General features: G+C 56.0%; 12 protein-coding genes and 3 pseudogenes. 9 read left to right on the forward strand and 6 right to left on the reverse strand.

Translation table 11 applies throughout. The annotated features are described in order from the left end of the window. Positions 1-237: 237 nt before the first annotated feature. Positions 238-970, forward strand: a pseudogene (locus tag AC221Y_RS10920) (IS6 family transposase). Positions 971-1,352: 382 nt separating this feature from the next. Beyond that, a complete protein-coding gene (locus AC221Y_RS10925; RefSeq protein ID WP_486707326.1) occupies positions 1,353-2,273 on the forward strand; it encodes an endonuclease/exonuclease/phosphatase family protein in 921 nt (306 codons plus the stop codon). Between the two features lie 303 nt (positions 2,274-2,576). On the opposite strand, the pseudogene AC221Y_RS10930 reads toward AC221Y_RS10925, so the two are convergent. From AC221Y_RS10930 to AC221Y_RS10950, 5 genes and pseudogenes are all read right to left on the reverse strand, one after another. Next, positions 2,577-3,309 (reverse strand): annotated as a pseudogene (locus AC221Y_RS10930) (IS6 family transposase). A gap of 187 nt (positions 3,310-3,496) precedes the next feature. Continuing rightward, positions 3,497-3,991: a hypothetical protein gene (locus AC221Y_RS10935; protein WP_486707322.1), complete on the reverse strand. Its 495-nt coding sequence runs from the start codon at positions 3,989-3,991 to the stop codon at positions 3,497-3,499. A gap of 179 nt (positions 3,992-4,170) precedes the next feature. Continuing rightward, on the reverse strand, positions 4,171-4,941 hold the full coding sequence (locus AC221Y_RS10940) for an ATP-binding protein (protein WP_486707323.1): 771 nt from the start codon (positions 4,939-4,941) through the stop codon (positions 4,171-4,173). Next, positions 4,874-5,254: pseudogene (locus AC221Y_RS10945) on the reverse strand (transposase); the annotation flags it as partial. The gene AC221Y_RS10940 and the pseudogene AC221Y_RS10945, both read right to left, overlap by 68 nt. A 295-nt stretch (positions 5,255-5,549) precedes the next feature. Beyond that, the gene (locus tag AC221Y_RS10950) at positions 5,550-6,434 is read right to left on the reverse strand and encodes an HAD-IIA family hydrolase (protein WP_486707324.1); all 885 of its coding nucleotides are present in this window, start codon (positions 6,432-6,434) and stop codon (positions 5,550-5,552) included. A 236-nt stretch (positions 6,435-6,670) separates the two neighbouring features. Between AC221Y_RS10950 and AC221Y_RS10955 the strand changes: the two genes are divergently transcribed. The 7 genes from AC221Y_RS10955 to AC221Y_RS10985 all read left to right on the forward strand — a co-directional run bounded on the left by AC221Y_RS10955 (position 6,671) and on the right by AC221Y_RS10985 (position 14,020). Further along, the gene (locus AC221Y_RS10955) at positions 6,671-7,450 is read left to right on the forward strand and encodes a DeoR/GlpR family DNA-binding transcription regulator (protein WP_299750468.1); all 780 of its coding nucleotides are present in this window, start codon (positions 6,671-6,673) and stop codon (positions 7,448-7,450) included. Next, complete coding sequence (locus AC221Y_RS10960; protein WP_299750465.1) at positions 7,447-8,466, forward strand: ABC transporter ATP-binding protein; 1,020 nt, start codon at positions 7,447-7,449, stop codon at positions 8,464-8,466. The genes AC221Y_RS10955 and AC221Y_RS10960 overlap by 4 nt, the downstream gene beginning before the upstream one ends. Positions 8,467-8,514: 48 nt before the next feature. Continuing rightward, positions 8,515-9,783 carry an ABC transporter substrate-binding protein gene (locus AC221Y_RS10965; protein WP_299750462.1) on the forward strand — a complete coding sequence of 423 codons (1,269 nt, stop codon included), beginning with the start codon at positions 8,515-8,517 and terminating at the stop codon, positions 9,781-9,783. 65 nt (positions 9,784-9,848) lie between these two features. Then, positions 9,849-10,742 carry a carbohydrate ABC transporter permease gene (locus AC221Y_RS10970; protein WP_299750459.1) on the forward strand — a complete coding sequence of 298 codons (894 nt, stop codon included), beginning with the start codon at positions 9,849-9,851 and terminating at the stop codon, positions 10,740-10,742. Beyond that, positions 10,739-11,548: a carbohydrate ABC transporter permease gene (locus AC221Y_RS10975; RefSeq protein WP_299750457.1), complete on the forward strand. Its 810-nt coding sequence runs from the start codon at positions 10,739-10,741 to the stop codon at positions 11,546-11,548. Before AC221Y_RS10970 ends, AC221Y_RS10975 begins: the two co-directional genes overlap by 4 nt. Then, positions 11,545-12,336 carry a phosphodiesterase gene (locus AC221Y_RS10980; protein WP_299750454.1) on the forward strand — a complete coding sequence of 264 codons (792 nt, stop codon included), beginning with the start codon at positions 11,545-11,547 and terminating at the stop codon, positions 12,334-12,336. Before AC221Y_RS10975 ends, AC221Y_RS10980 begins: the two co-directional genes overlap by 4 nt. 28 nt (positions 12,337-12,364) lie before the next feature. Then, complete coding sequence (locus AC221Y_RS10985; RefSeq protein WP_299750451.1) at positions 12,365-14,020, forward strand: Na/Pi cotransporter family protein; 1,656 nt, start codon at positions 12,365-12,367, stop codon at positions 14,018-14,020. 401 nt (positions 14,021-14,421) lie between these two features. Here the strand turns inward: AC221Y_RS10985 and AC221Y_RS10990 are convergent. Further along, a partial coding sequence (locus AC221Y_RS10990; protein WP_486707325.1) for a 3'-5' exonuclease occupies positions 14,422-14,838 on the reverse strand: 417 nt, incomplete at its 5' end.

Raw genomic sequence — 14,838 nt, forward strand, 5'->3', positions numbered from 1 at the left:
ATCATTACCCATCCCATGCTCAATCTCCCTCAACTCGTTTGATGGAGAGAGTGACATTTCTGCTTTGCACAGGGGTGACATTATCGCTTTGCGGCTACATGCTGCAGGCGCGTAAGCTCCCTTATGTTAACCTGGATCGGTGGGTACGGTTATGTTAACCTTCAACGCCAATGCCTATCGTAGGGGCATTGTCACATAAACTCGACGATCGGCCTGACGGCCGGTATTTGTCGTTGAATGGGAAAGATTTCCTACGCACGCCACCGATTTCCGCCATCGATAATCCAACGAGCCGTCTGGCTCTACTTTCGCTTTCCGCTGAGCTTTCGCGACGTCGAGGAAATGCTGGCCGAACGCGGGATCAATGTCAGCTATGAAACGATCCGCCGCTGGATCTTGAAGTTCGGTCCGGCAATTGCCGCTAACGTCAGGTCACGCAGAGTTCGACCTTCGGGAACCTGGCATCTTGTCGAGGTCTTTGTCCGAATTGGTGGCAAGCGGACATATCTGTGGCGCGCGGTTGACGATGAAGGCAATGTTCTCGAGGTCCTGGCGCAGTCGCGCAGGAACAAGCCTGCGGCCCTTAAATTTATGCGGAAACTCCTGAAAAAGCAGGGTTACATTCCGGATGAGATTGTCACCGACAAGCTGGGGTCATATTCGCCGGCCCTTCGGGAACTTGGCCTGGCGCACCTTCATGTCACGGGTGGTCGATTGAACAATCGGGCAGAGGCTTCACATCCATTGCCCGGCAGTGGTTTGTTTGCAAAACCATGAGAGGAGGCCGACGCGCCGACGAGAACGCCGCATGGGCCGGCTCAAGTCGCCCGGATCGATGCAACGTTTTCTGTCCGTCCACGATGCCATCTACAACCATTTCAATTTGCAACGTCATCTGATCTCTCGCCAAACTCTCCATCAAACTCGCGCAATAGCATTCACTGAATTGTTCGAAATTGTGGCTACGTGATCTGGAATGGTGCAGGCCTATTTGCCTCATCTGAGTTAACGTGACAAAGCCTATTAACTCAGCAATCGGCAGATTGCGTCTTCTCGATGAAACGTTAAATCTTGTAAGTCATTGACAAATAGTAATACTAATTTAAAACACTTCGATATTTCGGCAAAAAAATTGATGTGCGATGGCGTGTCAACGCCATAACTAGCGACTGCACGCCGTCGAAATGTGACCCATATCCTTCTCATTGCCGAATTACAGGAACAGGAAAGCAAAGCGCCAACTCGCTTCTCGTTCAAGTTGCCCTTACTCAAGAAACTATCATTCCCGCTGGGAACCGCCCTTGTTTTTCTATCTTCCTGATGGCCCCAGCATATGCAATCTTTTCGGCATCATGCGCTTAGCATCCTTGAATGTTCAGAACCTCAGGCTCCTGGAAACCGGCGGCAGCTGTCAGCTTCGAGGGGCTTGGGATTCCGACGATCCCGAAGATTCCGCTTTGGACATGATCGATCGCCGACTGACCGCAGAACTACTGAACGAAATCGATGCGGATGTCGTTGCCCTGCAGGAGGTGTTCGATCTCGCAACGCTCGACCACTTTCACCGTAACTATCTGCTGCCGACTGGAGCGCCTCCATATCGCGAACGAATATGCATACCGGGCAACGATGGACGCGGCCTTGATGTTGCGCTGCTTTCCCGTCGCAGCGTGGATGCGACCCGGAGTCACGCCGCGCTCACATTGGCGGACGTGGGCATAGACCCACTCCGAGCCGTCGATCCCGATCTGCCAGTTTTCCGGCGTGATTGTCTTATGGTCACGATTGGTCCGCTGACGCTCTTTGTTTGCCACTTCAAGTCACCCTACCCAGACGCCGCCGCGGCCTGGACCACACGCAGACTGGAGGCGGTCGCAACCCGCCGCCTTGTCGAACGCTATTTCGAGAAACCCGGAGAAGGACTTTGGCTCATTCTGGGAGATCTCAATGAACCGGATGTCTCCGATGGCAGCCGTCAGCGTGCAATTGCGCCGCTGGAGACGGGATTTGCGGTCGATTTGATGAAGCGGCTACCAGCTCGCGACCGCTGGACCTATCATGACCCGCATTCGGGTCTCTACCATTGCCCGGACAAAATTCTGGCTTCGCCGGAGCTTGCAAAGCGGTGGCCGAATTCTGAACCAGTCGTGGTTCGTAAGGGCCTGGGAGGCGAAGCATCGCGGTTTCGCGGGCCCCGGCTTGCTGGGGTGGGACGGCACAGGCCACACGCCAGCGATCATGCGGCAGTAACAATCGAATTTCCCGGCTTGTGATAATGATCAGCCCCACTTGGGTGGTCCAGTTTGAGTGTTAGTGCATAGCGTAGCGAAAGGCCGATTTTAGCAATCAAACCACGCGCAATTTGGATTGCCGGGTGCGATGTAGTGCCACTCGACCGTTCGATCTTCCTGCCATTTCGGGATGGCATTGCTGGCCAGTTCGGTTCCATTGTCTCTGGCGATCGTACAGGGATCACACTTCTGCCCATCGGGTGGTGTCAGACAAATGCGAACCAGTCTCCGCAAGGCGTTGACACGTTAACTTAAGTGTACCGCCAAGGTGGTAAGTTCCTGACATTAAACAGAAACGATTTCATTCCACGCCGCATATGCAGAGGCGCGCGTTTGACGAAGAGTTGGGCGGGAGATCAGATGACGTTACGAATTGAAATGGTTGTAGATGGCATCGTGGGCGGACAGAAATCGCTGCATTGATCCGGGGTGACTTGAACCGGCCCATTCGGCGTTCTCGTCGGCGCGTCGGCCTCCTCTCATGGTTTTGCAGACAAACCACTGCCGGGCATTGGATGTGATACTTCGGCCCGAGTGTTCAACCGACCATCTGTGACATGAAGGTGAACCAAACCAAGGTCGCAAAGCGCCGCAGAATATGACCCCAGCTTGTCGGTGACAACTTTATCTGGAATGTATCTCTGCTTTTTCAGGAGTTTCCGCATAATTTTGGGGCCGCACGCTTGTTTCGGCGAGATTGGGCCAGGACCACAAGAACCTCGCCCTCATCGTCTACGGCACGCCATAAATATGTCTGCTTGCCACCAATGCGGACAAAGACTTTATCAAGATGCCAGGTTCCTGACGGCTGAACGCGGCGGGATCGTACCCTGGTTGCGATCGCCGGGCCGAACTTCAAAATCCATCGGCGGATCGTTTCGTAGCTTGCATCGATCCCACGCTCTGTAAACATTTCCTCCACGTGCAGAAAGCTCAACGGAAAGCGAAAGTAGAGCCAAACAGCACGATGGATCACGGCTGCTGGGAACCGGTGGCGGGAATAGGAAATCTTTTTCATCCCCTGCCGTTATCCTTAATTCGCCACGTTCGTCGAGTTACCGTGACAATGCCCTCCCATCAGCCCACGCGACGGCGAGAGAGGATCATGAAGAGGTTCAAATCCGGCAGGCACCTGCGACGTTCCGTTTCCATCGACGACCCGATTGCCAACTTGTTCCACCTGCCTGGCCACGAAATGACATCAGCTAGTTTCCGAGAAATGCGATCGATCGCTCTGGATACGTCGCGTGATATTGCAAAATTTTCAGCCGTGTGAGGTCAAGGGCGTTAGAAATCTTTGGCACGACCGTACTAACTTTACGGTGCCCCCAGGGTTCTGGGTCAATACGGTCGTTTATTGCGACACGTGGTAGGTTGGCGACGGCAATCACGTCTTCAATTGGCCGTGTATCAACCAGCGGTACGCCAAGGCGGACGGCCATATGCGCAAGTAGGAACCGTTCGGCGGGCGCGTAGAGGGAGACAGTCGTCAGACCAAGATGAAGAATGGTCCCTCCCCCACCGCAACTGACATAAGCGTTTGGATTGTTGAGCGCTTTGCGGAGGTAGCCCAAGTCTCGGCGTGTGGTTGCCCGCTCCAGCCTTTGTGCTTCTTCAATTTCACCACACCGCCTTAGTGCTCGGTGCCGCCACCACGCGGCGGCATCAGCGCGGAGTGCGCGCAAGATTTCTGTATTCATGGGAGCTTCCTTTTCGGGAAGAACAGGCCGGAAACCGGCCCAGACCCGTCAGGGAAACCCCACAAGGATCCCTTCAGTCAGTCCCAAAACAGGAAGGGAACTTTCTCTTTGAAATTAGGCTTTACGCTCAATGCCAGAATCATAGGTTTTGACCGTCAAATCGCACAGCAGGTTTGCACTTAGTGGTCTCGAATTTTTTTTATGGCTTGATCCAAGGGCATCGCGCGGAGAACGGCCTGCCCTGGCACATCGCGATCACCTGCATAGACCAGCAGCCGCTCCGCCACATCCAGTTCTTCGGTTGCGATGTGAAACCCACGGGCGACTTTAGGGCTAGTGGTACGCTTGATCTCGATTGCCCAAAGCGTCTGATCCGGCAGTTTGAGGATTAGATCAATCTCAGCGCCAGCTGACGACCGATAAAAGCTCGCTTCCGTGCCCCGTGGGGCCGCAGCGATCAGGTTTTCGATACAAAACCCCTCCCAAGATCCGCCAACGACGGGATGGCCAAGAAGCGCTTCTGTCATCTCTAGGCCCAAGAGTGCATGGGTGAGACCCGCATCGCGGATATAGACCTTGGGTGATTTGACGAGCCTCTTGCCCGCATAGGTATGCCAGGGCGACAAGCGCCGCACGAGCATGAGATCGACCAGCAAGTCGAGATAGCGCGCCACACTCTGCCCGGAGACTCCCAAGCCCGCCGCGATCTTTGCAGCATTAAGCAACCCACCCTGTTCGTGAGCCAGCATGGTCCAGAAACGACGCAGAGTTTCCGCCGGAATGCGCAATCCAAAAGATGGGATGTCCCTTTCAAGATACGTGCGAATGAAATCCTCGCGCCATGTCAGACTTTCGCGACCCGAACCGCCAAGGAAACTATCCGGAAATCCGCCCGCGGGCTGCGATCTCGGCGATATGGCAGTCACGTGCCGTCGGGTCTTTGGCCGCATTGGGGCTCAATATTGCGTTCTTGGGAGGTGGGATCGTGACATCGATCGTCGATCCGAACCGAGCGGCTAGCAAATCAGATGTTGGTTCTCCGTCGTAAGCTCCATCTGCGAGGAGCAGATCGACCGGGCCGTCGACTTGATCCAACAGACCTGGCAGCGCCGTCGGATCGCCGACGTCATCCTTGGTTAGGTCCGCGCATACAATCTCGCCGCTGACAAGATCAAGACCGAGGTGCAGCTTGCGCCAAGAGCGCCGTTTGCGTTTTGTATTATGCTTTTGCTCAAGCCATTTCTTACCCGGCAGGCGCATGCACAGCATGCTGCCGAGAGGGCACCGTAAAATTAATGTGCGGGTCTTGAGGATATGGGGTTGGGTCACATTACCAAATTAGCTCGAAGTTCAATGTACCGCCTGAATTCCGCTTCGAGCTGGGCGCGTTCCTAGCCAACGTTGATCCCTGCAACAACGCCACTTCGCGACTTCTGAAAAAATCAATTTCAAAAGTGAACTTGGGTTTTCTCGGTGCTGAAGAACGCGTCGAGATATGCGAATACTCATCAGCAAACTCGACCAGGACTTCCGACAACATTGGCTTGTCCAAAGGCCTTCAGATGCGGTCAAGCCGCCAATCGGCAAAGAGGCGAGACTGTTCTGAGAATGGCTGCGTATCATACCCCGCAAACAAGCCATCTTGGGTGACAAGCACGGTGCGCCACCCACGGGCAGCCGCCCCTAAAATATCTGTGTGAAGTGTATCACCGCACATAGCGATGCGGTTCGATGGGAGCGACGGGAGCGACGCTTCGACAAGGTCATAAACCTCGGGGAAGGGCTTCCCAAAAAACTGGACATAATCAGGGAACAGGTCAGCAATCTGATGGCCAAAATGCCCCGGTTCAATAGAAAATCCATCGTCGCGGGGGGCTGCCAGATCTGCGTTTCCGATCAGTAGAGTCCGAGGGCGGCGCTGCATGGTTGTTAGCAGAAGGTCTTGCCGCGAGGTGGTCCAATCAGCGGTTGACAGAAACAGGAATTGATCGACCTTGTCATAATCCTCTGGGGTTTCTCTCAAGCGCGTCACAGTATCGGGTAGATCGCTAAGCGGATCGTTGTCAGAGGCAATGACACCCCAATGTCCCTGATCCAGATTTCGAAGTGCGGCCTCTCGGCTGGTGATGATTTCGTCGTCCTCAAGGCGAAGCCCGAGGCGCTTGAACTTTGCGATGGTGCCGCTGCGGTCGTAACTGGCCGCATTGGTTAGAATGCGAATGGCACAGCCACGTTCGCGCAACTGATCCAGCCTTATGTCCGCACCGGGGATCATCGTCTCGCCCACATTCAGCACGCCAAATGCATCGAAAACAAACGCGTCGACCTGATCTGCAATGTCCAGCAATGACCGGATCTCAAGTGATTTCTTGCGAGCGCTCACCTGTGGAAACCGCGCACGGACCTCCTGGTAGCGATCAAAAATCGTCTGCGTTGTCAGCATTCTTCCTCACTTCGTTCCCTGATCTCCCACTGGGGAGCACCTTAAAGAAAAATACCTCAAGCGAAAGTAAAAACAACAAAACAACAAAACATGGATATTCTGGTTTCATATTTTACCCATATTTTCAGCACTCTCGCCTCATTTTGTTGGTAATCAGCCGAGAACTACAAAATTATAATGTTGTTTTGTTGCTTTTCACCTACTAACGTCACGGAAGACTGAGGTTCGGGGGCGGGATGTCATCAAAGAAGCACAGACGGCGCGAAGCAATCTCAGCTCTTGTATTGGAGCAGGGCGCGGTAACTGTGGGCTCGCTGGCAGAACGATTTGACGTGTCGATGCAGACGATCCGTCGTGATGTGGATGCCTTGTGCGAAGGCGACATGCTGCACCGCGTCCATGGTCGCGTCGAATTGAGCGAAGAATTTCTGAACACGCCATTCGATCAGCGTGCGAGCACGAACCTGATGGGCAAGCGCGCCATTGGCGAGGCCACCGCCAATCTGATACCCGATGGATCTACTTTGTTTATCTCCATTGGTTCAACCCCGCTCAGCGTTGCGCAGTCTCTGCGCCGCCGAAAGGGGCTGACAGTCATCACCAACAACCTGAGTGCGGCGATGGCGCTGAGCGAGGAAGTCTCTAACCGGATCATCTTGCCCGGCGGCGAAGTTCGTTTGCCGGATCGCGATATTCTGGGGAACGAAGTCCTGGATTTCTTTGGACGGTTCCGGGCTGATTTCGCGGTCTTTGGGGCTGCCGGGATTGCTGACGATGGTGGCCTGCTGGAATTCCACACAACCGAAGTGCGCGCGACACAAAAGATTTGCGAAAACGCGCAGCAGTCCCTCCTGGTGATCGATGGTTCAAAATTCGGACGTCAGGCCCCGGCATTGGGCGGAAATATTGCCGACATGGACCGGATCATCATTGACCGACGGCCGGGCGATCAATTCGCGCCTTTGCTGACAAAAATCAACGACAGGCTACTTGTGGCTGAAGGACATGCAACATGACAACAACACCGTTTGTGAAACTCGACGGCGTGGGAAAGCGTTGGAACGGCCAGTTGGGCGTCGAAGGCATCTCGCTGGATATTCCCGAGGGCAGCTTTACCGCGCTTCTGGGCCCGTCGGGGTGTGGAAAGTCGACGACGCTGCGCCTTTTGGCGGGGCTAGAATTGCCCGACGAAGGCAAGATCGTGATCGATGGCAAAGACGTGACGACAAGCGCCGCCTCTGACCGGAACTTGTCGATGGTGTTTCAGTCTTATGCGTTGTTCCCGCATCTGTCCGTTGCCGAAAATGTTGTGTTCGGTTTGAAAGTCCGTCGTGTCCCAAAGAAAGAGCGGCTGGAGAAGCTTCACCGCGCGTTGGAGATCACCGGGCTGCTCGGCCTTGAGGATCGCAAGCCGGGCGAGTTGTCCGGTGGTCAGCGCCAGCGTGTCGCCCTGGCCCGTGCGATTGTAGCCGGGCAACGCCTGTGTCTGATGGATGAACCTCTGTCCAACCTCGATGCGAAATTGCGCAACGCCGTGCGCAAGGACATCAAAAAACTGCAGCGTGATCTGGGCATTACCGTGGTCTACGTCACGCACGATCAGACCGAAGCCATGAGCATGGCCGATACTGTTGTCCTGATGAAAGACGGCCATATCCAGCAGGTTGGCGCGCCAGAGGACCTGTACAGCAGGCCAAACAATACCTTTGTGGCTGAGTTTGTCGGCGCGCCGCCAATGGCCTTGTTGAAATCAACCGTTTTAAGCGGTTTCGGCGAGGACAAGACCATCGGGATAAGAGCCGAGAATATCCAAATTGTCCCAAAGGGCGAAGGGCGGCTGAGCTGCACGGTCAACGAGAGCGAATTTCTGGGCGCAGAGACGTTGATCGGGCTGGATCACGCAGGGGCGGCGGGGCTGTGCGTTCTGAAGCCGGGCCTGTCGATGATGGCTGAGGGAAACGAGATCGACATCACTTTTCACGACGAAAATCTGCACGTCTTTGACGCGGCGGGACAACGGATGGCGGGCTAAGTGATCGCCCGGCAAACACTACCACTACCAAAACCAAGGGAGAGAGAGATGAAACTATTTTCGACAACAGGATTGGGGCTGGCCACGGCCATGGCAGTTGGTCTTACCGCCCCTGCAAGTGCTGAAACAGAACTGACGATGTACTACCCGATTGCTGTCGGTGGTGCATTGACCGAAGTCGTTGATGGCATCGTAGCTGATTTCGAGGCCGCAAACCCAGATATCAAGGTCAATGCGATCTATTCGGGCAACTACGATGACACCCGCGTGCGGGCGCTGTCGGCGCTTGCCTCTGGCGAGCCCGCGCAACTGGCGGTGATGTTCTCCATCGATGCCTATGACCTAATCGAACAGGAATTGATCATCCCGTTTGAGGACGTCGCCACCTCAGACGCCGACAAGGCATGGCTCAGCAGTTTCTATCCTGCGCTCATGGCTAATAGTTTGATCGAAGGCAAGACATGGGGCATCCCGTTTCAGCGCTCCACCATCGTGGCCTACTACAACAAGGACCTGTTCCGCGCAGCCGGGCTAGACCCTGAGGCACCGCCGACAACTTGGGACGAAATGATCGAGATGGGCAAGGCCCTGACCCAGGGCGACACGTATGGCCTGATGATCCCGTCAACTGGCTATCCCTACTGGATGTTCCAGGCGCTTGCGATCCAGAACGGCAAAGAGGTGATGTCGGGCGATGGCCTGACAACCCATTTCGACGATCCATCTGTTGTGGAAACACTGGAATTCTGGAAATCGCTTTCGACTGAGCATGGCATCATGCCCACTGGCACGGTCGAGTGGGGCACGCTGCGTCAGGCGTTTCTTGAGGGTCAGACCGCGATGATGTGGCATTCCACCGGCAATCTGACAGCGGTGAAGAACGGCGCCAGCTTTGATTTTGGTGTGGCGGAATTGCCCGCCAATGTACGCAAAGGGTCACCCACTGGGGGTGGCAACTTCTACCTGTTCAAGGAGACGTCGGATGAAGAACGCGCGGCTGCGCTTAAGCTGATGCAATTCATGACTTCGCCTGAACAGGCGGCTGCATGGTCTATCGGTACAGGCTACATGGGCGTGTCGCCTGCCTCCTACGAGACCGAGGCGCTTGAGGCCTATACCGCCGAATTCCCGCCTGCTCTCGTGGCACGCAACCAGCTGGAAAACGCTGTGGCCGAGTTCTCGACTTTCGAAACAGCCCGTGTGCGAGATGGCCTGAACAATGCAATCCAATCCGCATTGACCGGCGCGAAAGAGCCGGCTGACGCTCTGGCCGAAGCACAAGCTGCCGCCGTGCGCCTGCTGAGCGACTACCAGTAAAAAACCGGATGGGCCGATGCGCGTCACGTGTCGGCCCGTCCTTTCCCAAAACCCGGAGCCGCGCCATGCCAGCCCATGCCAACCTCGAACGCCGCAGGCAGGCCATTTATGGCTGGATTTTGCTGTCGCCCGCTGCCGTCCTGCTAACGCTTTTTGCGTTTTACCCCTCGATCGCGACCCTATGGTCGAGCCTGTTTTCACGCGGCACCCGCCGGAACCCGACGGAGTTCGTCGGCACTGAAAACTACGCCGAGCTCTTCGCGGATCCAACATTCTGGCTCGTGGTCAAGAACAACCTGCTCTACGCGGGGGTCACAATCCCAGTGTCGATCTTTATTGCACTGTCGATGGCGCTATGGGCAAATTCCAAGATTTCCGCGCGCGGATTTGTGCGCACTGCCTATTTCACACCAACTGTTCTGCCGATGATCGCCGCCGCGAACCTGTGGCTGTTTTTCTACACGCCCGGCCTTGGCGTGCTGGACCAGATCGGCAGCCTATTTGGCCTGCCCTCCGTCAATTGGTTGGGCCAGCCGGAAACGGCACTGTGGGCCATCATCATCGTGACGATCTGGAAAGAGGCCGGGTTCTTCATGATCTTCTACCTCGCCGCGTTGCAGACGATCCCCGAGGACCTCAAGGAAGCCGCCGACATCGAAGGCGCCAGTCGCTGGACCTATACGCGCCGCATCGTGCTGCCGCTGTTGATGCCCACGACGCTGTTCATCGCGGTGAACGCCATGATCAACTCGGTCAAGCTGATCGACCACCTGTTTATCCTTACCAAGGGTGGTCCGTCCGACGCATCCAAACTGATCCTCTATTACATTTGGGAGATGGCATTTGCCTTCTTCGATGCGCCAAGTGCGGCGGCCATGACCATCATGGTGATCGCTGTGCTCGGGATCGTGGCGGCGGTGCAGTTCTTCTACCTTGATAAAAGGACGCATTACCAATGAAGAGCCTCACCAAATTCATGGACAGCTTTGGTGCGATCCTGCTGGCTATCATCTGGATTGCCCCGCTGCTGTTCGCCTTTTGGGCTGCCACCCATTCGACCTCCGATGCGGTCAACCTGAAACTGTTTTCTCCTTGGACGTTCGAAAACTTTCGTGTGGCGTGGAACGGCGCGCCATGGCTGAAATATTTTATGAACACCTTCATGCTGGTGACCGTGATCCTGATCGGACAGTTCATTCTGACGACACTGGCAGGTTTTGCCTTTGCGCAGCTGCAGTTCCCCGGCAAAGACTACGTATTCATTCTGGTGCTGATGCAGCTCTTCATCCTGCCCGAAGTCCTGATCGTGGAAAACTACGCGATGATCTCGCGCCTTGGGCTGTTCGATACGATCCTTGGCGTCGGCATGCCCTATATGGCAAGCGCGTTCGGCATCTTCCTGATGCGACAGGCGTTCAAGGGCGTCCCCATAGAGTTGCACGAGGCCGCGCGCATCGAGGGCTGCGGGTTGTTGGGTATCTTGTGGCGGGTCTATGTGCCTTTGGCGAAACCCACTTATCTGGCCTACGCGCTGGTGTCCGTTTCAACCCATTGGAATAACTTCCTGTGGCCGCTGATCGTGACCAACTCGCCCGAGACACGGCCGCTGACGGTCGGTCTGTCAATCTTTGGTGCGCCGGAAAATGGCGTCGACATCAGCATCATTTCTGCCGCAACGCTGATGTCCATTGCCCCCTTGCTGATCGCCTTCCTGATCTTCCAGCGTCAGTTCGTCCAGGCGTTCCTGCGCGCAGGGATCAAATGACGGTGATACTACATATCTCCGACACACATATCGTGCCCGACGGCGCGCTGGTGTCGGGGCGGCTGGACTCTGCGGGCGCCTTGGCGCAATTGGTTAAGCGGATTAGCGGCATCCGCGATCAGATCGGGCCGGTTGATGGGTTGCTGGTCAGTGGCGACTTGAGCGACGACGGTAGTGCCGAAAGCTATGCACGGTTCAAAGCGCTCGTCGCGCCTCTGGATCTGCCAACCTATGTCATCCCGGGAAACCATGATGCCCGCGACCCGATGCGGAACGCATTTGCGGAAGGTCTTCCTGCAAGTGGCCTGCTGAACTGGAGCCGCAAGGTAGGTGACATCCATCTGATCGGACTTGATACCCTGGTCGAAGGACACGGGCTGGGAACGCTGTCGTCAGACTGCCTCACTTTCCTGCAAGACGCATTGTCCGAGACGGGTGGCGCGCCAGTGCTTTTGGCGTTGCACCATCCCCCCTTTGCCTGCGGCATTGGATTTATGGACGATATCGGGTTGACCAACCGGGATGCCTTGCAGGATGTCTTGGCCGACTATTCCGGCGCGTTACGCATCGTCTGCGGCCATATCCACAATATGATGGTCAGCGATTTGGTGGGGCACGTTGCCATCTCGTCCCCATCGCCCTGCAGTACGTTCGCCTATGATCGCCGCCCAGACGCGCCCGTTGGATACATGACCCAAGAAGACGGCTGCCTGCTGCATCGGTGGGATGTAGGGTTTCAAACGATCCGTATCGGGCCAGTGGCCGGATCAGGTCCATTTCCCTTCTGATACCGCAATCTGAAAGAAAGTACGCCCGGTGAACGATCCGCACGCCATTCAAATCCTTGTCCATATCGCGGGGGCCGCAGCCCTCTTGATTTGGGCTGTGCGCTTGGTGCGCACCGGGGTCGAGCGGGGATATGCAGCGCCTATGCGCATCTGGCTGCGTCATTCCGCCAAGAACCGCCTGCTTGCGGCGGGAACTGGAATGGGGGCAGCTGTGCTATTGCAAAGCTCCACCGCAGTTGCCGTTCTGGTGTCCAACTTTGTGACTAAGGGCGGCCTTGCGACGGCGACCGGCCTGGCGATCATGCTGGGCGCCGATGTGGGATCAGCGGTTGTGACACAGCTCTTGATGGTGCGGCAACCAATCCTGATCCCGTTGTTGCTTGTTATCGGGGTCACGGTTTTTCTGCGCGGCGAAGGCAGCAATACGCGGCAGGTTGGCCGGATCATGATCGGGCTAGCGCTGATCTTCGTGTCGCTGGACATGATCCGCGGCGCGACCGAACCGATGATATCCAATCCTGGCACGCAAGCCGTCATGGCCTATCTCGGCCGCGATTTGCTGACGGCCTTTGTCATCGGCGCTGTGTTCGCTTGGGGGGTTCACTCAAGTGTTGCGGCGGTTTTGCTGTTTGTAACGCTGGCGGGACAGTCCATATTGCCACCCCCTGCAGCCGCCACAATGATCCTGGGGGCTAACCTGGGCGGGGGATTGATCGCATTCCTGCTGACTTATACCGCACCACTTGCTGTACGGCGGATGGTCATGGGTAATTTGATCCTGCGTGGTGGCGGTGCCGTGCTAGCAGTCCTCTTGATTGCGACGATGCCGGATTTGTTGAAACAACTTGGCGCGACGCCCGCCCGACAATCTATCAATCTACACCTTGCCTTCAACTTGCTTCTGGCGCTTGCGGCGCTCCCGTTTGTGCGGCCAATAACGGCCGCTCTGTCCTATCTCATGGCCGAAAAACCCACCTCGAACGGCGCTCTGAAAGTCGCCAGCGCGCTTGATCCCGCCCTTCTGGACCGACCGCAGCGCGCGATTGACTGCGCCGCGCGAGAACTGCTTGGGATGGGCCAAAAGATTGAACAGATGCTGATCGCGGTCGAACCCCTCTATGACCAATGGGACAGTGCCACCGCCAGCATGATCGCGGATCAGGATAAGGCGGTCAAAAATACACACTTGGATATCAAACTCTATCTTGCACGCCTTGGGCAGAAGGGCATGGACGAGGGTCTGAGCCGTCGGTCACTGGAGCTTGCGTCGATTTCATCCAGCCTCGATTCCGCATCAGATGCCATTGCACGGATCATGCTGGACCTCGCCAAGCGTCTGGATATGCAGAAGCTTCAATTCTCGCCACAGGGCCGCGATGAAATTCGCGATTTTACGGACCGTGTTCACAGCAACGTGCAACTCGCCTTGAATGTGATGATGAACCAGAACCCGGCCGAGGCTCGCGCGCTTGTGGCGGCAAAGGAGAAGGTGCGCAAAGTAGAACAGAAACTGCAACGCAGCCACATCGGCCGCCTGCGCGAGGGGCTCGCAGAAAGTATCGAGACGAGCAACATCCATCAGGAAACGCTCCGGGCTCTGAAGCAGATAAACACAGCATTTTCGATGGTAGGCCACCCGATCCTTCTTAAATCGGGTGATCTGTTGAAGAGCCGCCTCGCTTAGAACCAAATCTACAACCCAGATGGGCGGGGAGATATACTCCTAGAACTGAGCGGTATTTCTGACATGAGGTCTGTAGGGCAACGGCAAGGTCCTAACCCGCAATGTCGGCTCAGCAGGCATCCTGCTCCTTCGAACCATGCGCAGCATTCGGCACTTTGGGCTTATTCTGTTGAAAAACTCGAATGCCCGCCCGACGACACCTCGAATCCAGAATGCTGTTCTCAGTCGCCGCCGAAATGTTCGCTATTTTCGGCCCATTGCGTTATGGGAAGAACGTTGCTCTCCGATTTATCCATGCTCTGCCCCAGCTTGGAGTTTTTCAACAAAATAAGCTGCAACCCCGCCATTCGCTGCGGGCTGCACCAATGTCCGCTAAGGGCCTTTCTCCCTTTCGGCTTTGCCTAGCCCCACATTCCCCGCATGCGCGCTGACACATCTATCGGCGCCGGTGCTGGCACGGCGGCCGAAGGGTGGAGTGGCGCGGGGGACCAATATTCCGGATCGAAGTTGTTGAGGATTTCCTTTGGAATGAACCGTGTTCGTGTGGCATAAAGGTGGCGATCTCCATTGCGAGTTTGTTGAGTGACATAGAAACGTAGCGGGACACCCAGTGTCAGGCTGTCTTTGGCTCGCGTCATTGCCACGTAGAGAAGCCGTCGCTCCTCTTCGATTTCCTCGCTTGTCCCCGTACCCAAATCTGAGGGGATGCATCCGTCAACGGCATTCAGGACAAAGACAGACTTCCATTCCTGCCCCTTTGCCGAATGGATTGTGGAGAGAATAAGGTAGTCTTCATCTTTCAAGGGAACACCGGCTTG

Source organism: Boseongicola sp., assembly GCF_057460485.1.